General features: G+C 73.7%; 21 protein-coding genes. 10 read left to right on the top strand and 11 right to left on the bottom strand.

The annotated features are described in order from the left end of the window. Positions 1 to 135 precede the first annotated feature (135 nt). The gene (locus JXZ78_RS20765; protein WP_030023589.1) at positions 136 to 525 is read right to left on the bottom strand and encodes an SH3 domain-containing protein; all 390 of its coding nucleotides are present in this window, start codon (positions 523 to 525) and stop codon (positions 136 to 138) included. A 156-nt stretch (positions 526 to 681) separates the two neighbouring features. Here JXZ78_RS20765 and JXZ78_RS20760 point away from each other — a divergent pair, with 156 nt between their 5' ends. Beyond that, positions 682 to 3,003, top strand: a complete 2,322-nt coding sequence (locus tag JXZ78_RS20760; protein WP_030023588.1) for a serine/threonine-protein kinase — start codon at positions 682 to 684, stop codon at positions 3,001 to 3,003. 176 nt (positions 3,004 to 3,179) lie between these two features. Here JXZ78_RS20760 and ilvD read toward each other — a convergent pair whose 3' ends face one another. The 4 genes from ilvD to JXZ78_RS20740 all read right to left on the bottom strand — a co-directional run bounded on the left by ilvD (position 3,180) and on the right by JXZ78_RS20740 (position 7,654). Continuing rightward, positions 3,180 to 5,030 (bottom strand): dihydroxy-acid dehydratase, encoded by a 1,851-nt coding sequence (gene ilvD / locus JXZ78_RS20755; RefSeq protein ID WP_030023586.1) that lies wholly within the window; start codon positions 5,028 to 5,030, stop codon positions 3,180 to 3,182. A 165-nt stretch (positions 5,031 to 5,195) separates the two neighbouring features. Continuing rightward, the gene (locus tag JXZ78_RS20750) at positions 5,196 to 5,852 is read right to left on the bottom strand and encodes a TetR/AcrR family transcriptional regulator (RefSeq protein WP_030023585.1); all 657 of its coding nucleotides are present in this window, start codon (positions 5,850 to 5,852) and stop codon (positions 5,196 to 5,198) included. Beyond that, positions 5,852 to 6,664, bottom strand: coding sequence for a sugar phosphate isomerase/epimerase family protein (locus JXZ78_RS20745; RefSeq protein ID WP_078624587.1), 813 nt, complete (start codon positions 6,662 to 6,664; stop codon positions 5,852 to 5,854). Before JXZ78_RS20745 ends, JXZ78_RS20750 begins: the two co-directional genes overlap by 1 nt. Positions 6,665 to 6,721: 57 nt before the next feature. After that, positions 6,722 to 7,654 carry a Ppx/GppA family phosphatase gene (locus JXZ78_RS20740; protein WP_030023582.1) on the bottom strand — a complete coding sequence of 311 codons (933 nt, stop codon included), beginning with the start codon at positions 7,652 to 7,654 and terminating at the stop codon, positions 6,722 to 6,724. Positions 7,655 to 7,747: 93 nt separating this feature from the next. On the opposite strand from JXZ78_RS20740, the gene JXZ78_RS20735 reads away from it, so the two are divergent. Further along, on the top strand, positions 7,748 to 8,599 hold the full coding sequence (locus JXZ78_RS20735) for a DUF3109 family protein (protein WP_030023581.1): 852 nt from the start codon (positions 7,748 to 7,750) through the stop codon (positions 8,597 to 8,599). Between the two features lie 30 nt (positions 8,600 to 8,629). Here JXZ78_RS20735 and JXZ78_RS20730 read toward each other — a convergent pair whose 3' ends face one another. Then, positions 8,630 to 10,372 (bottom strand): BACON domain-containing protein, encoded by a 1,743-nt coding sequence (locus tag JXZ78_RS20730; protein WP_238783257.1) that lies wholly within the window; start codon positions 10,370 to 10,372, stop codon positions 8,630 to 8,632. A gap of 255 nt (positions 10,373 to 10,627) precedes the next feature. On the opposite strand from JXZ78_RS20730, the gene radA reads away from it, so the two are divergent. Next, positions 10,628 to 12,040: a DNA repair protein RadA gene (gene radA, locus JXZ78_RS20725; RefSeq protein WP_030023578.1), complete on the top strand. Its 1,413-nt coding sequence runs from the start codon at positions 10,628 to 10,630 to the stop codon at positions 12,038 to 12,040. A gap of 274 nt (positions 12,041 to 12,314) precedes the next feature. Next, entirely contained in the window at positions 12,315 to 13,469 is a 1,155-nt protein-coding gene (disA, locus tag JXZ78_RS20720; RefSeq protein ID WP_030023576.1) for a DNA integrity scanning diadenylate cyclase DisA, read from the top strand. A 60-nt stretch (positions 13,470 to 13,529) separates the two neighbouring features. Here disA and JXZ78_RS20715 read toward each other — a convergent pair whose 3' ends face one another. After that, positions 13,530 to 14,513 (bottom strand): NAD-dependent epimerase/dehydratase family protein, encoded by a 984-nt coding sequence (locus JXZ78_RS20715; protein ID WP_030023575.1) that lies wholly within the window; start codon positions 14,511 to 14,513, stop codon positions 13,530 to 13,532. 110 nt (positions 14,514 to 14,623) lie between these two features. Beyond that, a complete protein-coding gene (locus tag JXZ78_RS20710) occupies positions 14,624 to 15,439 on the bottom strand; it encodes a hypothetical protein (protein WP_030023574.1) in 816 nt (271 codons plus the stop codon). 260 nt (positions 15,440 to 15,699) lie between these two features. Here JXZ78_RS20710 and JXZ78_RS20705 point away from each other — a divergent pair, with 260 nt between their 5' ends. Further along, entirely contained in the window at positions 15,700 to 16,284 is a 585-nt protein-coding gene (locus tag JXZ78_RS20705) for a phosphatase PAP2 family protein (protein ID WP_030023573.1), read from the top strand. A gap of 105 nt (positions 16,285 to 16,389) precedes the next feature. On the opposite strand, the gene JXZ78_RS20700 is transcribed toward JXZ78_RS20705, so the two are convergent. Continuing rightward, positions 16,390 to 16,884, bottom strand: a complete 495-nt coding sequence (locus JXZ78_RS20700) for a pyridoxamine 5'-phosphate oxidase (RefSeq protein WP_030023571.1) — start codon at positions 16,882 to 16,884, stop codon at positions 16,390 to 16,392. Positions 16,885 to 17,067: 183 nt separating this feature from the next. Here JXZ78_RS20700 and JXZ78_RS20695 point away from each other — a divergent pair, with 183 nt between their 5' ends. The 5 genes from JXZ78_RS20695 to cseC all read left to right on the top strand — a co-directional run bounded on the left by JXZ78_RS20695 (position 17,068) and on the right by cseC (position 21,637). Continuing rightward, positions 17,068 to 18,015, top strand: a complete 948-nt coding sequence (locus tag JXZ78_RS20695; RefSeq protein ID WP_030023570.1) for an HhH-GPD family protein — start codon at positions 17,068 to 17,070, stop codon at positions 18,013 to 18,015. Positions 18,016 to 18,324: 309 nt separating this feature from the next. Further along, on the top strand, positions 18,325 to 18,876 hold the full coding sequence (locus JXZ78_RS20690; RefSeq protein ID WP_030023568.1) for a SigE family RNA polymerase sigma factor: 552 nt from the start codon (positions 18,325 to 18,327) through the stop codon (positions 18,874 to 18,876). A gap of 50 nt (positions 18,877 to 18,926) precedes the next feature. Then, entirely contained in the window at positions 18,927 to 19,607 is a 681-nt protein-coding gene (locus tag JXZ78_RS20685) for a hypothetical protein (protein WP_238783256.1), read from the top strand. A gap of 9 nt (positions 19,608 to 19,616) precedes the next feature. Beyond that, positions 19,617 to 20,327: a two-component system response regulator CseB gene (gene cseB / locus JXZ78_RS20680; RefSeq protein ID WP_030023565.1), complete on the top strand. Its 711-nt coding sequence runs from the start codon at positions 19,617 to 19,619 to the stop codon at positions 20,325 to 20,327. 8 nt (positions 20,328 to 20,335) lie between these two features. Then, on the top strand, positions 20,336 to 21,637 hold the full coding sequence (cseC, locus tag JXZ78_RS20675; RefSeq protein ID WP_031005668.1) for a two-component system sensor histidine kinase CseC: 1,302 nt from the start codon (positions 20,336 to 20,338) through the stop codon (positions 21,635 to 21,637). A 78-nt stretch (positions 21,638 to 21,715) separates the two neighbouring features. Here cseC and JXZ78_RS20670 read toward each other — a convergent pair whose 3' ends face one another. Both JXZ78_RS20670 and JXZ78_RS20665 read right to left on the bottom strand, forming a co-directional pair. Next, entirely contained in the window at positions 21,716 to 22,171 is a 456-nt protein-coding gene (locus JXZ78_RS20670; protein ID WP_030025318.1) for a VOC family protein, read from the bottom strand. 54 nt (positions 22,172 to 22,225) lie between these two features. Beyond that, positions 22,226 to 22,630, bottom strand: a complete 405-nt coding sequence (locus JXZ78_RS20665; protein WP_050503127.1) for a helix-turn-helix transcriptional regulator — start codon at positions 22,628 to 22,630, stop codon at positions 22,226 to 22,228. Positions 22,631 to 22,792 lie beyond the last annotated feature (162 nt).

Below are 22,792 nucleotides of genomic sequence, written 5' to 3'. Positions count from 1 at the left end.
GGGCCGTCGGGCGACGGCACCGTGGCCGCCGGGGACGGCGCGACCGCCGCGCCCGCCGGGGCTCCCTCGGTGCCGTGTCCCCTGACGGGCGCGCAGGCGGCCCGGTCGTCCTGGTCGGCCGGTAGGCGCGGTCGCTCAGTTCGCGCAGCGCGGGGCCACCAGGCCGTCGCTGCCGGTGTGGACGTAGGTGTCCGAGACGTACTGGCCGGGGGCGATGCAGTCCCAGATGTCGTTGGTGCCGTACGGGCCGCCGACCCGCTCACCGTGGCGCTGGCAGCGGATGGCGACCCGCGCGCCGTACGGGAGCTGCCGTACGAGGGAGCTGCGGCTGCTGGGGCCGCTGCGGACGTTGAGTCGGTAGCCGGGTGCGACCGGGTAGGTGACGGCGGTCGCCGCCATTGCCTGGGCGGCCACGCCCTCGGCCTCGGTGACGGCTTCCGCCTCCGCGACCACCGCGGTCATTTCGGCCGCCTCCGCCTCCGTGGCGGAGGCTGTGCCGATGGTGTTCTCCGGTGTGCTGGTCATACCTGCTCCCCCGTGAGTGGTCTGTGTGGGACCGGACGGTACGTGATGGTCGCGGCCGGTTCACCGCGCACGCTAGCAAGCCTCACCTGTCCCGTACGCACCATCGACTAGGCTCCGTGCGTCGCATCTGCGGCCCATGGACACGGGGGTGGGGAGATGCCGCCGCTGCGCGGTTCCGGAGCGGACCCGGAAGCGGAACGTCCGCTGTACGCGGGCCGGTACCGCCTGGACGCGCGCCTGGGCGCGGGCGGGATGGGCGTGGTGCACCTGGCGCGGTCGTCGTCGGGGCTGCGCCTGGCGGTGAAGGTCGTGCACGCCGAGTTCGCCCAGGATCCCGAGTTCCGCGGCCGGTTCCGGCAGGAGGTGGCGGCGGCGCGGCGGGTGAGCGGCGCGTTCACCGCGCCGGTCGTGGACGCCGACCCGGACGCCGACCGGCCCTGGATGGCCACCCTCTACATTCCCGGGCCGACCCTCGGCGACCATGTGAAGCGCACCGGGCCGCTCGCTCCCGACGAGGTCCGCAGGCTGGCCGCCGGGCTGGCCGAGGCGCTGCGCGACATCCACCGGGCGGGCGTGGTGCACCGCGATCTCAAGCCCGGCAACGTCCTGCTCGCCGCCGACGGACCCAAGGTCATCGACTTCGGGATCTCGCGTCCGGCGGACAGCGAGATGCGGACCGAGACCGGCAAGCTGATCGGTACGCCGCCGTTCATGGCGCCCGAGCAGTTCCAGCGGCCGCGTGAGGTGGGGCCGGCGGCGGACGTGTTCGCGCTGGGGTCGGTGCTGGTGCACGCGGCGACCGGGCGGGGGCCGTTCGACTCGGAGAGTCCGTACATCGTCGCGTACCAGGTGGTGCACGACGAGGCGGATCTGACGGGAGTTCCGGAGGAGCTGGCGCCGCTGATCCGTACCTGCCTGGCGAAGCGGCCGTCCGACCGGCCGACTCCGGACGTGCTGATGCGGATGCTGCACACCGAGGGGCCTGTGGAGCCCCACGACGGTGTGCTCACGGGCGGGCCCGCCGCCGAGGAAGCGCGCGTGCCGGCGCAGCGGCAGCCCGCGCGGGTCGTCTCCGCGCCCGTCCCCGCCGTGCCGGTCGACCACGCGGACACGCATGTACGGGCCCGCCGGCCGGAAGCGGAAGCGAAACCGGAAGTGGAAGCGGAATCGCGAGCGGGAGTGGAGGGGGCGGGGAAAGGTGGTGCGGTGGCTTTCGGTCCGCGCCGCCGCCGCTGGGCCGTCTGGGCCGCGGTGGCCGCCGTGCTCGCCGGGGCGGGCATCTTCGCGGGCGTACGGGTCCTGGGCGCCGAGGACGCGCCGGCCTTGCAGACGCACACCGCCGACCGCGCCACCGACAGCTCCACCGGCAGCACCGGTGACAGCCCCGCCGCGGCCTTCCGCCCGTGGCACACCCAGCTCGTGCGGCGGCCCGCGGGCCATCCGGCCGAGATGCCGTTCTGCGCGTACGGCGCTTCCGCCCTGTACTGCGTCGAGCGAGGGGTCAAGGCCGCGCGGGTGGACGCGGAGCACGGCGCGGTGACGTGGCGGCAGCCGAGCGGGCCGGTCCGCAAGAGTGACGTTCCGCCTGGTGCGCCGGTGTTCTCCGGCGGGCTGCTCCACGTACGGTCGCCGGACGGCAAGCGGCTGGAGGCGCTGGACCCGTCGGCCGCCGGGAAGGGCGCGGTGCGCTGGAGCAAGGACCTGAGCGGGTACGACGCCGAGGTCCGGTTCGTGGGCGGGACGATTCTGCTGACCGCGCCGGACGGCATGATCACCGCTCTGGACAGCGCCACCCACCGGGAGCTGTGGCACCAGCGGTTCCCGGCCCAGCCGCTGGGCCAGTTCACCGCGCTCGGGGACGGCCGTACGGCGTACGCGGCCACCGTCTCGGCCGACGGCACCTCCACCGTCGTCACCGCGATCGACCCCGTGCACGGCTCCCTGCGCTGGGAGCGGCGGCTGCCGGGATCGCTCACCCCGGCCGGTACGGGCGCGTCCGGCTCGCTCTACCTGACCGCCGCCGACCCGCTGCTCGTCACCCGTACGTCGGCCGTCGTCCGCTACGACCCGGCGACCCACCAGGTGCGGCGGCTCCCCCTGGACGCGCCGGTCGACGACGCGGCGGGCGTGGTGCGCGGCGAGACGGTCTACGTGCTCGCCACCACCGGCGGCACGCTCCAGGCCGTCGGTGACCGGCGGTGGAGCATGGAGACCTCGGTGAGCCGGGGATCGGTGCCGGTGCTCGACCCGAAGGACGAGCGGCTGTACTTCACCGGGGCCGACGGCCGGCTGCTGGCCGTGGACACCCGGCGCGGCGCGCTGCTGGGCCAGACGCCGCCCCGGCTGGCCACCGGCCGCAGCGGCTACCTGGAGAAGCTGCCCGCGCCGCTGCCGGACCCGCGGGGCGGCCGGATCTACGCGGCGGCCCCGGACGGCTCGGTGTTCGCCGCGGACGCGCGGAACCCTGCCCGCTGGTGAGGTGGAAAGGCCTGACCGCTGGTGAGATGGAAAGCTCTGACCGCTGGTGACGGGGAACGCCTGACCGCTGGTGACGTGCCCCTGACCGCTGATGACGTGCCCCCTGCCCGCTGGTGACGTGGAGAACCCCGCCCACCGGTGCGGCGGACGGGGTTCCCGGCGAGCCGTCGCGTGGCTCAGCCCAGCTTGCCGACGTCGCGCACCGCGCCCTTGTCCGCGCTGGTGGCCATCGCCGCGTACGCGCGGAGGGCCTGCGAGACCTTGCGCTCGCGCTTCTTCGGCGCGTACACGCCGCCCAGCGCCTCCCGGCGGGCCGTCAGTTCGGCTTCGGGCACCAGGAGTTCGATGGTGCGGTTCGGGATGTCGATACGGATCCGGTCGCCGTCCTCGACCAGGGCGATGGTGCCGCCGGAGGCCGCCTCGGGCGAGGCGTGGCCGATGGACAGGCCGGAGGTGCCGCCGGAGAAGCGGCCGTCGGTGACCAGCGCGCACGCCTTGCCCAGGCCGCGGCCCTTGAGGAAGGACGTCGGGTAGAGCATCTCCTGCATACCGGGGCCGCCCTTGGGGCCCTCGTAGCGGATGACGACGACGTCGCCCTCCTTGACCTGCTTGCCGAGGATCTTCTCGACGGCTTCTTCCTGGGACTCGCAGACCACGGCCGGGCCCTCGAACGTCCAGATCGACTCGTCGACGCCCGCGGTCTTCACCACGCAGCCGTCCTCGGCGATGTTGCCCTTGAGGACCGCCAGGCCGCCGTCGGCGGAGTAGGCGTGGGCGAAGTCGCGGATGCAGCCGCCCGCGGCGTCCGTGTCGAGGCTGTCCCAGCGCTCGGACTGGGAGAAGGCGGTGGCGGAGCGCTTGCAGCCGGGGGCCGCGTGCCACAGTTCGACGGCCTCGGGGGACGGGGACCCGCCCCGGACGTCCCAGGTCTTGAGCCAGTCGGCCATCGAGGAGCTGTGCACGGTGTGCACGTCCTCGTTGAGCAGTCCGGCCCGGTACAGCTCGCCCAGAATGGCGGGGATGCCGCCGGCCCGGTGCACGTCCTCCATGTAGTACGTACCGCCGGGGGCGACGTTCGGCGCGACCTTGGCCAGGCAGGGCACCCGGCGCGAGACGGCGTTGATGTCGTCCAGGTCGTAGTCGAGCCCGGCCTCCTGGGCGGCGGCCAGCAGGTGGAGGATCGTGTTCGTGGAGCCGCCCATGGCGATGTCCAGGGCCATGGCGTTCTCGAAGGAGGCGCGGGAGCCGATGTTGCGCGGCAGGACGGTCGCGTCGTCCTGGTCGTAGTACCGCTTGGTGATCTCCACGACCGTACGGCCGGCGTTCTCGTACAGCGCCTTGCGGGCGGTGTGGGTGGCCAGCACCGAGCCGTTGCCGGGCAGTGACAGGCCGATGGCCTCGGTCAGGCAGTTCATCGAGTTGGCGGTGAACATGCCGGAACAGGAGCCGCAGGTCGGGCAGGCGTTGTCCTCGATACGGAGGATGTCCTCGTCCGAGACGTTCTCGTCGACCGCGTCGGAGATCGCGTTGATCAGGTCCAGCTTGCGGACCGTGCCGTCGACCAGGGTGGCGCGGCCGGCCTCCATGGGCCCGCCGGAGACGAAGACGGTGGGGATGTTCAGGCGCATCGCGGCCATCAGCATGCCCGGCGTGATCTTGTCGCAGTTGGAGATGCAGATCAGCGCGTCCGCGCAGTGCGCCTCGACCATGTACTCGACGGAGTCGGCGATCAGGTCGCGGGACGGCAGGGAGTACAGCATCCCGCCGTGGCCCATGGCGATGCCGTCGTCCACCGCGATGGTGTTGAACTCGCGGGCGATGCCGCCGGCCTCCTTGATCGCCTCGCTGACGATCCGGCCGACCGGCTGGAGGTGGGTGTGGCCCGGCACGAACTCGGTGAAGCTGTTGGCCACGGCGATGACGGGCTTGCCGAAGTCCTCGCGCGCTACGCCCGACGCCTGCATGAGCGCGCGGGCGCCGGCCATGTTGCGGCCATGGGTGACGGTGCGGGACCTCAGCTCGGGCACGTGGATCCACTCCCTCGGGTGTGTGTACGTCTCCCGTACGCCCAGTGCGCGTACGTACGTGAATCAGTCGAGCCTACGCGCCGGCTCCAAGATCTGGACAGTGGATCCGGAATGTGAGACGGATGACCGCTGGGCGGACATCCGCCACGGGCGCTCCCGCCTCGGTCAGGGCCCGGTCAGATGCTGCTGCACCACGGGCGCGACCCGGGCGACGATCCGCTCCGGGTCCGCCGACGCCAGCGGCTCCAGCTTGATCACGTACCGCAGCATCGCCGTCCCCACCAGCTGCGCCGCCGCCAGCTCGGCCCGCAGGTCGGCGTCCGGGACCGCCAGCTCGGCCGCGATCCGGCGCAGCAGCTGGCGGGCGACGAGCTTGCGGAAGACCGCGGCGGCGACGTCGTTGGTGAGGGCGCTGCGGACGACCGCCAGCAGGGGTTCGCGGGTGGCCGGGTTCTCCCACACGCCGAAGACGAAGCGGGTGAGCCGCTCCCCCACGCCGTCCAGGCCGCCTTCGAGCACGGTCTCGGGCGCGTTCAGGGCGGGCGCGAAGGTCATCTCGACGGCCGCGGCGAAGACCTGTTCCTTGCTGCCGTAGTAGTGGTGGACGAGGGCCGGGTCCACGTCCGCCGCCTTGGCGATACCGCGGATCGACGCCTTCTCGTACCCGCGCGCGGCGAATTCGGCGCGGGCCGCGGCCAGGATGCGCTCGCGGGCGCCGGGGCCGTCCTCCGCGTCCGTACGGGAGGGCCGGCCGCGCCTGCGGGACGCGGCGGGGCGGGTGCCCGGTTCCGTACCCCCGGGCCCGGAGCTGCCCCGCGTCATCAGGACCCCGGCACCCACGTCGGCGACGCCAGGTGCAGCCGGGTGAAGGCCAGCGCCTCCGCGAGGTCCGCCTCCCGCTCGGCCGCGGACATCGCGCGCCGCGTGTTGACCTCCACGACGATGTGCCCGTCGAAGCCGGTGGCGGCGAGCCGCTCCAGCAGGTCGGCGCAGGGCTGCGAGCCCCGGCCCGGCACCAGGTGCTCGTCCTTGTTGGAGCCGTTGCCGTCGGCGAGGTGGATGTGCGCGAGGCGATCGCCCATCCGGTCGACCATGTGCAGGGCGTCGCTGCGCGAGGTGGCGGTGTGCGACAGGTCGACGGTGAAGTGCCGGTAGTCGTCCTTGGTGGGGTCCCAGTCCGGCGCGTACGCCAGCATCTCGCGGTCCCGGTAGCGCCACGGGTACATGTTCTCGACGGCGAACCGGACGTCCGTCTCGCTCTCCATCCGCCACACTCCGCGTACGAACTCGCGGGCGTAGTTGCGCTGCCACCGGAAGGGCGGATGGACGACCACCGTCGAGGCCCCGAGCTTCTCCGCGGCGTTGCGTGCGCGCTGCAGCTTCACCCAGGGGTCCGTGGACCACACCCGCTGCGTGATCAGCAGGCACGGCGCGTGCACGGCCAGGATCGGCACCCCGTGATAGTCGGAGAGCCGCCGCAGCGCCTCGATGTCCTGGCTGACCGGGTCGGTCCAGACCATGACCTCGACGCCGTCGTAGCCCAGGCGCGCGGCGATCTCGAAGGCCGTCGCCGTCGACTCCGGATACACCGAGGCCGTGGACAGGGCGACCTTCGCATCCGGGATGCGCACCACTGGCTCCGTCACGAGGGACAGGGTACGGGCCGCCGCCGACGGGTGTCGGCCGCGCCCCTACCCGGCGGGCAGGTGGTCGAGGTGGCGCAGGATCACGCCCTCGCGCAGCGCCCACGGGCAGATCTCCAGCGTGCGCACGCCGAACAGGTCCATCCCGGCCTCCGCCACCAGCGCCCCGGCGAGCAGCTGGCGCGAGCGGCCCTCGGAGACGCCGGGCAGCCCGGCACGCTCCGCGCCGGTCATCCCGGCCAGCTTCGGCACCCACTCCTCCAGCGCCTTACGGTCCAGCTCACGCTGGGTGCAGGACCCGTCGGCCGACCGTGCGGCACCGGCGATACGGGCCAGCTGCTTGAAGGTCTTGGAGGTGCCGACGACGTGGTCGGGGGTGCCGAAGCGCGTGAAATCGCTCACCACCCGGGCTATTTCGGCCCGTACGCGCTTGCGCAGCGCCCGTATGTCCTCCGCCTCCGGCGGGTCGCCCGGCAGGTCGGCCGCGGTGAGCCGGCCGGCGCCCAGCGGCAGCGACACCGCCGCGTCCGGCTCCTCGTCCAGCCCGTACGCGATCTCCAGCGAGCCGCCGCCGATGTCCAGTACCAGCAGCCGGCCCGCCGACCAGCCGAACCAGCGGCGGGCCGCGAGGAAGGTCAGCCGGGCCTCGTCCTCGCCGGACAGCACCCGCAGCTCCACGCCGGTCTCCCGGGTGACCCGGCGCAGCACCTCCTCGCCGTTGGACGCCTCACGGATCGCGGAGGTGGCGAACGGCAGGACGTCCTCGACGCCCTTGTCCTCCGCGACCTCGACCGCCGCCCGTACCGTCGCCACGAGCCGGTCCACGCCCGCGTCGCCGATCGCGCCGTCCTCGTCGAGGAGTTCGGCCAGCCGCAGCTCCGCCTTGTGCGAGTAGGCGGGCAGCGGGCACGCACCCGGGTGCGCGTCCATCACCAGCAGGTGGACCGTGTTCGACCCCACATCGAGGACTCCGAGTCTCATACCGTCGAACCTACTGCGGGCGGCCGGGAACCGACGGCGAGCCCCCGTCCACGGAGTCACTTCGGCGGCAGCCGGTCGCCTTAGGCTGGAGTAGTGGCTAAGACGAACAAGGCGAAGCAGGAAAAAGCCCTGAAGAAGGCGGAAAAGCAGCGCGCCGCGCGGGCGGCGGCGCAGGCGCAAGGGGCTCGGGCCGACGAGGTCGGCGGCCTGGACTTCGCCCGCGCCTGGGTCACCTTCCCCGACCCCGCCGACGACGAGCAGGTCTTCCGTTGCGACCTGACCTGGCTCACCTCCCGCTGGACGTGCATCTTCGGCAGCGGCTGCAAGGGCATCGAGGCGGGCCGGGCGGACGACGGCTGCTGCACGCTCGGCGCCCACTTCTCCGACGAGGAGGACGAGCAGCGGGTCGCGGAGCACGTGGCGCGCCTCACACCGGACCTGTGGCAGTTCCACGACGTCGGCACATCCACGGGCTGGACCCAGGAGGACGAGGACGGCGACCGCCAGACCCGGCGCTGGAAGGGCTCGTGCATCTTCCAGAACCGGCCCGGCTTCCCGGCCGGGGCCGGCTGCTCGCTGCACATCCTCGCGCTGCGCGAGGGCCGCGAGCCCCTGGAGACCAAGCCGGACGTCTGCTGGCAGCTGCCGGTCCGCCGTACGTACGAGTGGATCGACCGCCCCGACGACACCCGCATCCTGGAGGTCTCGATCGGCGAGTACGACCGCCGCGGCTGGGGCCCCGGCGGCCACGACCTGCACTGGTGGTGCACGTCGGCGACGTCCGCACACGGCGCTGGCGAGCCGGTGTACGTGTCCTACGGGCCCGAGCTGACCGAGCTGATGGGCAAGGAGGGGTACGACCGCCTCGTCGAGCTCTGCGAGGAGCGGCTGGCGGCGACGCTTCCGATGGCGCCGCACCCGGCGGACCCGGTGGGCTCGAAGTAGGGGCGCGCGTACCGGGTCCGGCTGTCGCCGTCAGCCTGTCGGCGCGGGCGGGCTGGGGGACGGGCTCGGGCCCGTCGTCGGTTCCTGTGTGGTGGGCGTGGGCGTCGGTGTCGGGGTGGGGGTGGGGGTGGACGGCGGCTCGCCGGTCGGCTCCCGCGTCGGTGTGGCCGTCGCCGTCGGCTCCGGATGGGGCCGGGGGCCGGGCCCCGTCGGCTCCGGGTGCCCCGGCCAGTGGCCGCCGCTCCCCTGGCCCCACCCCTCCAGCGTCACCGTCGTGCCCCCTGGCGCCAGGGTGACCCGCGCGTTCCAGTAGCCGTCCGGTTCCCGGCCGTGGTCCACGGACACCAGGAGCGTGACGGACTCCCCCGGCCGCAGCACGCCTGCCGTGGCGCTCAGCCGGAGCCAGGGCGCGCCCGTACGCGCCGTCCAGTGGACCGGCTCGCCGCCGGACGCGGTGAGGGTGACGGCCGTGCCGCCGCCCCGCGGTTCGGCGGTGACGGTCAGCCGTCCGGGGCCGGTGCCGGAACGGTCCGGTTCACCGGGCCGCAGCAGCGTGCCGTCCGCACCCACGACCTGCACCGATACGTCGGGGACGTCCGGCCAGGTGCTCGCCGCCAGCAGGCGCGGCACGACGGGCGTGCGCGCGCTGCCCGCGTTCTCGTACGGCCGGCCGTCGAACGGGCCGCCGCCCGGGTCGCCGGCCGCCACCGACGGGCCCTCGCTCTCGCCGGTCAGGGGCGCGCCCCGGTAGGCGGCCCACAGGGCGAGCACCGGCGCCGCGAGGACGGTGGCGATGACGGTCGTGGTCACGGCACGGGTGCGCAGACGGCGTCCGCGGGCCGCCGGGTCCTTGGGGCGGACGGGGAATCCGCGCCGGTCGTAGCGTGGAGAACCGTTTGCGCCACCCGTGCGCCCCGCACGCCCGGAGCGTACGGAGACCTCCGCGCCGGCCACCCCTTCGGCACGCCCCGAACGCGAACTCCGCGCCGCCGACATGGCCGTGCGCACGGCCGTACGCGGAGTGGTGATCAACGGCAGCGCGCCGTGACCGAGGGGCGCGGTGCCCGGCCAGGGCCCGTGGGCGGTGGCCCGCTCGGCCGTGCGGCGGCACTCCGCGCAGTCGTCCACGTGCCGGACCAGCTCCCGGCGCAGGGCGACACCGAGCAGCATCTGGGTGTCGGCCGCCAGCCGCGCGACGTCCGGGCAGCGGCCGAACTCGACGACGGCGAGCGCGGCACGGGTGCGCTCGACCTCGCAGGCGGCGGTGGCCAGGAGGGTACGGGTGGCGTCGCTGTCGCCGCCGAGGACGGCCGCGACCTCCTCGGCGGACAGGCGGTGGCGTACGGACAGCTCCAGCGCCTCGCGCTGCTCGGGGGTCGTCCCGGCGGCTTCGGGCCAGGCCAGACCGGCCAGTTCGCGCCGCTGCCGGGCCGCGTCGGCGTCGGCGGTCCCGCCGGACGGGTCGCCGCCGCCCGGTGCGCCGTCGGCCAGCCGTCGCAGGCAGGCCCACCGGGCCAGCGCGTACAGCCAGGACCGGTACAGGCCGGGGTCGGGTGGCCGGCGGCCGTGGTGCCGTTCGGCGACGGCGAGCACCTCGCCCAGGACGGCGGTCGCCGCGTCGTGCTCGCACAGGACGGACAGACAGTAGGTGAACAGCCCGTCGAGGTGGGGCTCGTACCGCTCGGGAAGCCGCGCCGGGGCGTGGCGCCGAGCGCCGTCGTGCGCCCGGTGTGCGCCGGTGGCGTGCGTGGGGTGATCGGACCTGCTGCTCATCACCCGGCGACGGTAGGCGGATGATGCAGGCACTATCGCGCCGCATGGACACTTTTAATCCATACGGGTGATGTTCTCCCTCAAAAGAGGACACCAGAACGTGGTTTCACGCACGTTACGGGCCCTCTCACCGCTCCCACAGGCCTCGTGGGCCCCGCTGACAGGCCTCGTCCGCCCCTCCCGCAAACCTCGTCGGCCCCGCTGAACAGGCCCGCGCGCCCGGCGCTGTCACACCCCGCGGCTACGGTGAACCCCATGGCGACTCGTAAATCCTCGGCCAAGGAGCGGCCCTCGTACCGCTGCACCGAATGCGGCTGGACCACCGCGAAGTGGCTCGGCCGCTGCCCGGAGTGCCAGGCGTGGGGCACGGTCGAGGAGTTCGGCGGCGCCCCCGCCGTCCGGACGACCGCGCCCGGCCGCGTCACGACGGCGGCCCTGCCCATCGGCCAGGTGGACGGCCGCCAGGCCACCGCCCGCCCGACCGGCGTCGACGAGCTGGACCGTGTCCTGGGCGGCGGTCTGGTGCCGGGCGCCGTGGTGCTGCTGGCCGGCGAACCCGGCGTCGGCAAGTCCACGCTGCTGCTGGACGTGGCCGCCAAGGCGGCCGACGCCGACCACCGCACGCTGTACGTGACGGGTGAGGAGTCCGCGAGCCAGGTGCGGCTGCGCGCCGACCGCATCAACGCCATCGACGACCACCTCTACCTCGCCGCCGAGACCGACCTGTCCGCCGTCCTGGGCCACCTGGACTCGGTCAAGCCGTCGCTGCTGATCGTGGACTCCGTCCAGACCGTCGCCTCGCCCGAGATCGACGGCGCGCCCGGCGGCATGGCGCAGGTCCGCGAGGTCGCCGGCGCCCTGATCCGGGCGTCCAAGGAGCGCGGCATGGCCACCCTGCTGGTGGGCCATGTGACCAAGGACGGCGCCATCGCGGGCCCCCGCCTCCTGGAGCACCTGGTCGATGTCGTACTGAGTTTCGAAGGGGACCGGCACGCCCGGCTGCGCCTGGTGCGCGGTGTGAAGAACCGCTACGGCACCACCGACGAGGTCGGCTGCTTCGAGCTGCACGACGAGGGGATCACCGGTCTGGCCGACCCGTCCGGCCTCTTCCTGACCCGCCGCGACGAGCCCGTGCCGGGCACCTGCCTGACGGTCACCCTGGAGGGCCGTCGCCCGCTGGTCGCCGAGGTGCAGGCGCTGACCGTCGACACCCAGATCCCCTCCCCCCGCCGCACCACCTCCGGCCTGGAGACCTCCCGCGTCTCGATGATGCTGGCCGTCCTGGAGCAGCGCGGGCGCATCGCGGCCCTCGGCAAGCGCGACATCTACAGCGCCACGGTCGGCGGTGTGAAGCTGACCGAACCGGCCGCCGACCTCGCCGTGGCGCTCGCGCTGGCCAGCGCCGCCAGTGACAGCCCGCTGCCGAAGAACCTGGTCGCGATCGGCGAGGTGGGCCTGGCGGGCGAGGTCAGGCGGGTGACGGGCGTGCAGCGCCGGCTGGCCGAGGCGGCCCGGCTCGGCTTCACCCACGCCCTGGTCCCGGCCGACCCGGGCAGGATCCCGGCGGGGATGCGGGTGCTGGAGGTCGCCGATGTCGGCGAGGCGCTGCGGGTGCTGCCCAAGCGGCCGCGCCGGGAGCCGCCGCGCGAGAAGGCCGCGGCCGAATAGCCGCCGGACGACTACGCTCCTCATGCGGGCGGCGGCCGCGCCGTCGGCCCCGTGAGCAGGCGTCCGCGTGCGGGGGACGCGCGGGGACACGGCCGCCGCGCGGGCGGCCGGCGTGACTTTGCAGACAGCCTCTAGCCTGGGCGCCGGTAGACTTTGCCCCGGTCTCGCCTGTCAAGGAAGTCATGCCGTCGGCCCGCGCAGCCCGTGAGCTGCGTGACCAAGGCATCTGCCGGGCGGCCTGCGGCACCGACAGACCTTGCGACGGAGGAGTGCAGTGGCAGCCAACGACCGGGCATCGTCGTCTGGTGGCAGGTCCGGTTGGGGGCCGCCCGCCCGGAAGTCGGGCGACAGCGGCGGCACGGACGGCCTGATGCGCGCCACGCTGAGCGCGGTGGCGCCCGGCACGGCGCTGCGGGACGGCCTGGAGCGCATTCTGCGCGGCAACACGGGCGGTCTGATCGTCCTCGGGTTCGACAAGACGGTCGAGGCGATGTGCACCGGCGGCTTCGTGCTGGACGTGGAGTTCTCCGCGACCCGGCTGCGCGAGCTGTGCAAGCTGGACGGCGCGCTGGTCCTGGACAAGGACATCACCAAGATCCTGCGGGCCGGTGTGCAGCTGGTCCCGGACGCCTCCATCCCCACCGAGGAGACCGGCACCCGGCACCGCACCGCGCAGCGCGTCTCGATACAGGCCGGTTTCCCGGTCGTCTCGGTGAGCCAGTCGATGCGGCTGATCGCGCTGTACGTGGACGGTGAGCGCCGCGTCCTGGAGGAGTCGGCGGCGATCCTGTCCCGCGCCAACCAGGCGCTGGCCACACTGGAGCGCTACAAGCTGCGCCTGGACGAGGTCGCCGGCACCCTGTCGGCCCTGGAGATCGAGGACCTGGTCACGGTCCGGGACGTCACCGCGGTCGCCCAGCGGCTGGAGATGGTGCGCCGTATCGCGACCGAGATCGCCGAGTACGTGGTCGAGCTGGGCACGGACGGCCGGCTGCTCTCCCTCCAGCTGGACGAGCTGATCGCGGGCGTCGAGCCGGAGCGCGAGCTGGTCGCCCGCGACTATGTGCCGGAGCCGACGGCCAAGCGCTCCCGTACGGTGCCGGAGGCGCTGTCCGAGCTGGACGCGCTCAGCCACGCCGAGCTGCTGGAACTGCCCATCGTGGCCCGCGCGCTGGGCTACAGCGGCTCGCCCGAGACGCTGGACTCGGCGGTCTCGCCGCGCGGCTTCCGGCTGCTGGCGAAGGTGCCGCGGCTGCCGGGCGCCGTCATCGACCGGCTGGTCGACCACTTCGGCGGGCTGCAGAAGCTGCTCGCGGCGAGCGTGGACGACCTCCAGGCGGTGGACGGGGTCGGCGAGGCGCGCGCCCGGTCCGTGCGCGAGGGCCTGTCCCGGCTGGCGGAGTCGTCGATCCTCGAACGGTACGTGTAGGGCACGCGGCGCCGTACCGCGTGCGGGCATCCGTGGGCCCGCACGCCGCCGGACCTCACCTCACCCCCGCAGGAACGCTTCCTCCTTCTCCGGCGCCAGTCCCACCGGCTGCCGGGGCCGCAGCGGGGGCGGACCGTCCAGCTTCCGCAGCCACGCCCAGGTGTCGGCCACCGTCTCCGCGACCGGCCGGCAGCGCAGCCCCGCCGCGTGCGCCTTGGCCGCGTCGCCGCGGTGGATGGCGTCGTACAGCTCGCCCGGCGGCAGCCAGACGGGCAGTTCCGTCCAGGGCGTCAGCCCGGCCGCGAGGATCTCCTCCGGTCCGTACCAGCGCAGTTCCGCATCGGAGCCGGTGACCCGCACGCAGGCCTCCAGCAGTTCGCCCATCGTGGCGTGGCCCGGCTCGCTGATGAGGTTGTACGGACCGGACAGCCCGGTCTCCGCGGCGTGCAGGACCCACGCGGCCAGGTCGCGGACGTCGATGTACTGGAGGCCGAGGTCGCGCGGGCCGGGCGCGAGCACCGGTCCGCCGCGGGCGACGCGCGTCAGCCACCAGGGGAGCCGGCCGATGTTCTCCCAGGGACCGAGGATCAGTCCGGCGCGGGCCAGCACCGTACGGTCCTCGCCGAAGGCCGCCAGTGCGGCCAGTTCGCCGCCGCGCTTGTCCTCCGCGTACGCCACCGCCTCCGCGTCGGGGGAGCCTTCCACCAGCGGGCTCGCTTCGGTGTGCCCGGGCCCGGCCGGGTGCCGGTAGACCGAGCCGGTCGACACGTACACGTACCGTCCGGCCCGGCCGGCCAGCAGCCGGGCGGCGTCGCGCACCGCGGTCGGCGCCCAGGCCCAGGTGTCCACCACGGCGTCCCAGGTGCCGTCGGCGAGCGCGGCGAGGGTGGCCGGGTCGGTGCGGTCGCCCCGCACGACGGACGCTCCCGACGGCGCTTCGTGCCGGCCGCGGTGGAAGACCGTCACCTGCCAGCCGCGGGCCAGCGCCGCTTCGGTGACCGCGCGCCCCACGAACTCCGTCCCGCCCAGAATCAGTAGCTTCATGGAGCCGACTGTGCCCGATCATGGGCGGGTGCGGAACGGCTCACGCTCACAGCGCAATCGCTCCCGCACCGGCCCGGACCGCCGTACCGCGCGGGCCTTTTGGCGGTGGGTCAGTCCTTGGCCAGCGTGAAGGTCGCGCGCACCGCGTCCAGTCCGCCCACCTTGGCCTCGACCTGGTACGTACCAGGTCCGACGGCCTTGGCGGCGGGCGTGGCGCACTCCGAGTCGCTGGGCCTGCGGTCCCACTTCACGGTCCGCTTGACCGAACCGCCCGCCGCCACCTGCACGGGCGCGGTGCCACCGCCGCCCCGCGGGCAGTCGCCGGAGGACCACACCCGTTCGTCCTCGGCGGGCCCGCTGATGGTGAGGGCCGCGTATCCGCGCCCCAGATCCACCTTGCAGGCGCTGTCGGACGCGTTCTCGATCGTGACCTCGAACGTGGGCGTCTCGCCGGGCGCGTAGGTGTCCTTCAGGCTGCGCAGCGTCAACTCGGTGCTCTCGGGCGCGCAGTTCGCGAGCGCCGAACCGGCCGCCACGGCGCCGCTGCCTTCCCCTATGGGGCCGCCGGCGCCCGAGGCGCCGCCACTGCCGCCCGTACCGCCGCCGGAGCCCCCCGCGCCACCGCCGCTGCCGCCCGCGCCGCCGGAACCGGTGGCGGAGCCGCCGCCGCTGCCCGACTCGTCGCGGCCGCCCGGTTTTTGATCGTTCCCGGAATCCGTCGCGTTCGGACCCGGTGTGATGGACGTCGCGGGCCCCGGCCCGCCCGGCCCCTTGCCCTCGTCGCCGGTCTTCCCGTCGTTGCCGGTCCAGTTGACGGCCCACACCACCAACAGGACGAGCACGACGAGGACGGCCAGCGCAACGGCCCTCCGCCGCCAGTAGATGGAGGAGGGAAGCGGCCCGATCGGATTGCGCAGAGATCCCACGCGGAAACTCTACGAGAGATCAGGTGTCACACCGGCCAGTACCCGCCGCAGGAAGCAGCAACTTTTCACATCATCTTTCCGGAGCGGGCCGCGGTGGCTCGGCCGCGGCGGTCCCGGCCTGTTCCGTGCGGCGGTCCGAAGTGATCCACGGCGGGCCGCCGCCCGGCCGGCGCCCGCCCCCGCCACCCACTTTCGTCAGGGGTTTCCCCCGACGGTGGTCAGGTGCGGCTTTCCCGTAACAGTCCGTACCGTATGCGTTCATGTACAGCACCGATCTCTATCGCGACGTCACCGACTTCGCGCACGACACTCCCGGCTGGGTCCACTCACTGGCCGCGGGCGGTACCGAAGGCGGCATCCTGCTGCTCATGGCCCTGGCCGTACTGGGCTGGTGGCGGTCCCGGAAGGGGGAGGAGCGGCTGGTCGCGCTCGCGATCCTGGTGCCGATCGCCACGGCGGTCGCGTATCTGGTGAGTGAGGTCGTCAAGAGCTTCCTGAACGAGGAGCGGCCCTGCCGGGCCGTGGCGGGCGCCGCCGCCTCCATAGTCCCCTGCCCCCCGCAGGGCGACTGGTCCTTCCCGAGCAACCACTCCACGATCGCGGCGGCACTGGCCGTCGGCATCGTGTTCGCCTGGCGCGCGCTGGCCTGGCTGGTGCTGCCGATCGCGCTGCTGACCGGCTTCTCGCGGGTCTTCGTCGGCGCGCACTACCCGCACGACGTGGTGGCCGGCCTGGCGCTGGGCACCCTGACCGCCACGCTGTGCGTGACGCTGCTCGCCGGGCCGCTGACCTCGCTGGTCGTGCGCCTGGGGGCGGGGCGCTGGAAGATCCTGGTACGGGCCTGACCGGTCTCCCTGGTCCCCCTGGGCAGGGGCGCCCCCCGGGGTGCCCCCCGGCGGGCGCCGCGCCCGTACCCTCCCGTGGCGCCTCGCCCGTACCGCGCCGTGACGTCACGGCGCGTGCCATTCCTCCTTGTGCCCGAAGCCGCGGCCGTTGTCGATCAACCGCAGCCAGTCCGGGCGGACTTCCCAGAGTGCGGTCCGTTCCAGTGCCGCTCCGAGCCGTTCGTCGGCCGCGACGAACGGGAAGCGCTCCGTGTACGTACGCCACCCGGCCGCGCGGTCCGCGCCCGTCAGCAGGTGGCACGAGCCCCGGCCCTGCACCCCGGTCAGCGCGGTCCACTCCTGGCCGTCACGCTGGGCCGTGAAGGCGACGCGGGCGCCGGCACCGGCGCCGGCGGCCCGCGCGAAGGCCCGGCCGTGCCGGGTCGTCTCGGCGGTAACGAGGACGAGGGCGGGCACCGGCCCGTCCGCGGCGGCGTAGAGCACGGCGCACGCCTGCGGTCCCTCGTCGTCGGCGTAGGCGAGGGTCAGCGTCGTGTGGGCGGCCAGGGCCCGGCGGATCGTGTCCGGGCAGTCGCCCGTGGTAGTCGTCGCGGTGGTCATCGCCGTTCTCCCGCCGGTCCCGTCGGTATCCACATCATGGGGACATCCTCGTCCCTCACGCCCCTCGTGCCCCGACCGGCCCGGGTGGAGCGGCCCGGCGTTCCCGCGAGCGGGTGGGCGCATCGTGGCGCGCGCCCGGTGCGTTTCACGGCGGAGCGCCGTCGTGCCAGGATCGGCAGTGCCATGACTTCCACTCCTGCCGCCACCGGCGCCGCCGCTGTCACCGCCGCCAACGAAGCCGCCGAAGGGGCCCGGCTGCACGGCCCCGTCACCGACTGGTTCGACGAGCACGCCCGCGATCTGCCCTGGCGCCGCCCCGAGGCGGGCGCCTGGGGCGTGATGGTGAGCGAGTTCATGTTGCAGCAGACGCCGGTCAGCAGAGTGCTGCCGGTGTACGAGCAGTGGCTGGCGCGCTGGCCGCGCCCTGCCGATCTGGCCGCCGAGCCGCCCGGTGAGGCGGTGCGCGCCTGGGGCCGCCTCGGCTATCCGCGGCGCGCGCTGCGCCTGCACGCCGCCGCCTCCGCCATACAGGAACGCCACGGCGGCGACGTACCGCGCGAACACGCCCAGCTCCTCGCGCTGCCGGGCGTCGGCGAGTACACCGCTGCGGCCGTGGCGTCCTTCGCGTACGGGCAGCGGCACGCCGTACTGGACACCAACGTCCGCCGGGTCTTCGCGCGCGCCGTCACCGGACAGCAGTACCCGCCGAACGCCACCACGGCCGCCGAGCGGAAGCTCGCCCGCGCGCTGCTGCCGCAGGACGAGGAGACCGCCGCCAAGTGGGCTGCCGCCACGATGGAGCTGGGCGCGCTGGTGTGCACCGCCCGCGGTCCGGAGTGTGTGCGCTGCCCGATCTCGGCGCAGTGCGCCTGGCGGCTGGCGGGTTCGCCCGCGCACGACGGGCCCCCGCGGCGCGGCCAGACGTACGCCGGTACGGACCGCCAGGTACGCGGCAAGCTCCTCGCCGTACTGCGGGAAGCCGTCGGGTCCGTGCCGCAGGCCGTGCTGGACACGGTGTGGGACGAGCCGGTGCAGCGCGCGCGGGCGCTCGACGGTCTCGTCTCGGACGGCCTGGTGGAGCCGCTGCCGGGCGGCATGTACCGTCTGCCGCTCGGCCGGAGCACGTCGTGACGTCGGGGCCGTGTTGACCGCACTGTGACAGCCGAGTGGTGGCGCGGCCCGCGTCACCGCTTCCCGGGCCTGCTCCTAGCTCTTCCGGCCGCCCCCGCTGTCCCCCAGGAGGATGACCCCTTCCGGGCCCCCGTCAGCCGGAGGTATGACCCCCGGGGGGCTGTTACACAACCGACGGTTTTCCGTGCACTCCCTGTGGGGCCCTCGCACATTACGCCGCAACACCCCCTCCGTAGCGTCTTCCTCGTGCTGGAGATGACCACCAGCGCGGTCAACGTGGGGAATCGCAAGCGGATCGGAGGCGTCGGGATGGCGACCAGCGGCGGCAAGGTACTGGACTTCGAAGAGTACGTGCGGACGCGGCAGGAGGCCCTGCTGCGCAGCGCCCGGCGCCTGGTACCCGACCCGGTCGACGCCCAGGACCTGCTCCAGACGGCCCTGGTCCGTACGTACGGGCGCTGGGACGGCATCGCCGACAAGTCGCTGGCCGACGCCTACCTCCGCCGCGTCATGATCAACACGCGGACCGAGTGGTGGCGCGCCCGCAAGCTGGAGGAGGTGCCCACCGAGCAGCTCCCGGACGCCAGCGTCGACGACGGCACCGAGCAGCGCGCCGACCGGGCCCTGCTGATGGACATCCTCGGGGTGCTCGCGCCCAAGCAGCGCAGCGTCGTCGTGCTGCGACACTGGGAGCAGATGAGCACGGAGGAGACCGCGGCGGCGCTGGGCATGTCCACCGGTACGGTCAAGAGCACGCTGCACCGGGCCCTGGCCCGGCTGCGCCAGGAGCTGGAGAATCGCGACATCGACGCGCGGATGCTGGAGCGCGGCGAGCAGGAGCGGGAGCGGTGCGCGGCCTGACCGGCTGCGCGACCGGTGGCTTACCCAGAGGGACTGTGAGCGGGAGCGGTTTGACCAGGAACAGGCCGGCCGGAGGACGGAGCACCGTCCGGCGGACCAGCGGCGGAGCGGCCCTCGCGGGAGCGGCCGCCCTTTCGCTGTTGCTGGCCGGGTGCAATCCCGGTGGCGAGGGTGTGCGGACCGAGGGCACGGCCAGCAGCCCGCCGGCGAGCACGGGCACGGGCCGGTCGGCCCACGCGCCGTCCCCCTCCCCCTCGGTGTCGGCCCCGTACGAGAAGGTCGACGCGGTGCAGCTGGTGAAGGACGACCCGAAGGTCGGCGACGACGTCAAGAAGTCGCTCGGCAAACCGTGCGCCGCGGAGGAGTACCCGGTCGAGGTCACCTATGCCGCGCTCACCCACGGCAAGGATCCCGACATCGTGGTGAACGTGATGACCTGCGCCGACTCGGTCGGCATCGGCTCGTACGTCTACCGTAAGAAGGGCGGGAGGTACGAGAATGTCTTCGCCGACGAGCAGCCTTCGGTGTATGCGGGTGTCAACAAGGGGGAGCTGGAGGTCTCCAAGCAGACCTACGGCACCGGCGACAAGGTGTGCTGCGCTTCCGGCGAGGATGTGATGACCTACCGCTGGACGGGCAGCCGTTTCGTCGAGTACGCCCGGTATCACACCGACTACAGCAACAACGGGGGCACAAAGGCCGCGTCCCCGGAACCGGCACCGGAGGATTGAGAACACCGCATGGCCGATACCCATGTGCTCTTCGTCGAGGACGACGACGTCATCCGCGAGGCGACCCAGCTCGCGCTGGAGCGGGACGGCTTCGTGGTCACCGCCATGCCCGACGGCCTGGCGGGGCTGGAGGCGTTCCGCGCCGACCGGCCCGACATCGCCCTGCTGGACGTGATGGTGCCGGGCCTGGACGGCGTCAGCCTGTGCCGGCGCATCCGGGACGAGTCCACCGTGCCGGTGATCATGCTGTCCGCGCGGGCCGACTCCATCGACGTGGTGCTGGGCCTGGAGGCCGGCGCCGACGACTACGTGACCAAGCCGTTCGACGGCGCCGTGCTGGTCGCCCGGATCCGCGCGGTGCTGCGCCGCTTCGGGCACGCCTCGGGGCCGGAGGGCTCGGGCGGCGCCGCCGCGGAGACGGCCGTGCCCGCCGAGGCCGTGCTGCGCTTCGGCGACCTGGAGGTCGACACGGGGGGCATGGAGGTGCGCAAAGGCGGTCAGCCGGTCGCGCTGACGCCCACCGAGATGCGCCTGCTGCTGGAGTTCTCCGACTCGCCCGGCACGGTCCTCTCCCGCGACCGGCTGCTGGAGCGGGTCTGGGACTACGGCTGGGGCGGTGACACCCGGGTCGTGGACGTCCACGTCCAGCGGCTGCGCGGCAAGATCGGCCAGGACCGCATCGAGACGGTCCGCGGCTTCGGTTACAAGCTGAGAGGCTGACTCCTGCGGTGGTCAGGCTCGCCCTGCGTACCGGGCTGAGATGGAAGCTCAGCGCCGCGATCGCGCTCGTCGGAGCGCTGGTCGCGATCGCGCTGAGCCTTGTCGTGCACAACGCGGCCCGCGGTTCGATGCTGGACAACAGCCGCGACGTGCAGACCGAACGCCTCAACTTCACGCAGAAGATCTACGAATCCACCCACCAGCTGCGCTTCGGCGCGAAGCTGGACGATCCGGCGCTGCCCAAGGAGCTGCGGGACGAGGTCACCAAGGGCAAGCGGGCGACCTACCTGGAGGACACCGGCCAGACCACGCCCAAGGTGTGGGCCGCGGCGCCGGTCGCGGGCGGCCGGGTGCTGTCCATCCAGGGCTACTTCCCCGACCGGTTCGCCGTCCTCGACGACCTCGACCAGGCGCTGCTGATCGGCTCGACGGCGGTCGTGGTCGGCGGCTGCGCGCTCGGCGTGCTGATCGGCGGGCGGCTGTCCCAGCGGCTGCGCAAGGCCGCGGCGGCGGCCGGCAAGCTGGCCGACGGCGACACCTCCGTCCGCATCCGCGACGAGGTCGGCGGCCGCATCCGGGACGAGACGGACGACCTGGCCTGGGCTGTGGACGCGATGTCCGACGCGCTCCAGAAGCGCATCGAGGCGGAGCGACGGGTGACCGCCGACATCGCCCACGAGCTGCGCACCCCGGTCACCGGGCTGCTCACCGCGGCCGAACTGCTGCCGCCGGGCCGCCCCTCGGAGCTGGTCCGGGACCGGGCCCAGGCGATGCGCACCCTCGTCGAGGACGTGCTGGAGGTGGCCCGGCTGGACGGCTACGCGGAGCGGGCCGAACTGCAGGACGTGCCGCTCGGCGAGTTCGTCACCCGGCGGGTGCGGGCCCTGAACGCCGACATCAAGATCGAGATCCTGCGGGACGCCGAGGTCTCCACCGACCCGCGGCGCCTGGAACGCATCCTGGGCAACCTCATCGCGAACGCGGCCCGGCACGGCAAGCCGCCGATCGAGGTGACCGTCGAGGGCCGGGTCGTGCGCGTACGCGACCACGGCACGGGCTTCCCCGAGGCCCTGCTGCGCGAGGGCCCGAGCCGCTTCCGTACCGGCAGCAGCGACCGGGCCGGGCGCGGCCACGGTCTCGGCCTGACCATCGCGGCGGGCCAGGCCCGCGTACTGGGCGCCCGGCTGACCTTCCGCAACGCGGACGAGCTGACGGACGGCTCCACCGGCGCGGTCTCCGTCCTGTGGCTGCCGGAGAACGCCCCGACGAACACGGGCAGCTTCCCGGTCATCCAGCTGCCGGACCGGTGAGGGCGGCCGCCGGACCGGTGGGGGCAGCCCCCCGGCCCCCGGCCCCCGGCCCCCGGCCAGCCGTCCTCGGCGCGGTGGCTACTCCCCGCACTCCCCCCAGTCCTTGCCCAGGTCGAGCTGCTCGCTGCGCTGGGTCAGCGAGAACCAGTTGCCGGAGTCGTCGCGGAATATCGCCTCGGTGCCGTACGGGCGCTCCTGCGGCTCCTGGAGGAACTCCACGCCCTTGGCCTTCAGCGCGGCGTAATCGGCCTGCACGTCGTCCGTGGCCAGCACTCCGGCGCCCATCAGCCCCTTGCTCACCAGCTGCTTGAGCTGCTCGCCGGCCTCCGGGTCCATGCCGGGCGGGCCGGGGACCATCAGCGTCAGCTCCACCTCGGGCTGGTCCTTGGCGCCGACGGTCAGCCAGCGCATCCCGTCCGCACCGCCCATCCGCATGTCCGTACGGACCTCCAGCCCGAGCTTGTCGGTGTAGAACTCCTTCGCCCGGTCCTGGTCGAGGACCCAGACGGTGGTGATGGCGAGTCCCTTGATCATGGCGTGCCTCCGTGGATTTCTGCGCGGTCCTCTTCACCGTAGGCAGCGCTTCCGCTACCCGCCTTCTCGGAAATTGCGGTCCGCCGGGGCCGTCCCGTCCCGGCTCTCGAACGACTTGAAGCCGCCGGACCACAGCAGGGCGTAGCAGCCCGGTATCAGCCCGGCGCCCTGTCCCACGTGCCGCCGGCGGTACGCGCTCGGTGTCAGGCCGGTCTGCTCCTTGAACCGGGCGGAGAAGGTGCCGAGACTCCCGAAGCCGACCAGCCAGCAGATCTCCGTGACGGCGAGGTCGGCCGTGCGCAGCAGCTCCTCGGCCCGCTCGATCCGGCGGCGGCTCAGGTACTGGCCGGGGGTGAGGCCGTACACCTGCTTGAAGGCGCGGATGAAGTGGAAGCGGGAATATCCGGCATGCGCCGCCACCGCCGCCAGGTCCAGCGGTGCGGCCCAGTCGCGGTCCATCGCGTCCTTCGCCCGCCGCAGCTGCCGCAGCCGCGCGAGCGGCACCGGGGGCACCGGGGGCACCGGCGCCGCGTCGTCGCCGCCCGCGCGCCCGTCCTCCCGCTCGCCCCGCACCCCGTCGCCGTTCATGTTCCGATGCTGACACGCACCACTGACAACGGC

Source organism: Streptomyces monomycini (assembly GCF_022271435.1).
In the GTDB taxonomy this organism is placed as follows: Bacteria; Actinomycetota; Actinomycetes; order Streptomycetales; family Streptomycetaceae; genus Streptomyces; species Streptomyces monomycini.
Note: the sequence above shows the minus strand (reverse complement) of the source record. Positions and strands in the feature narration are given on the sequence as shown.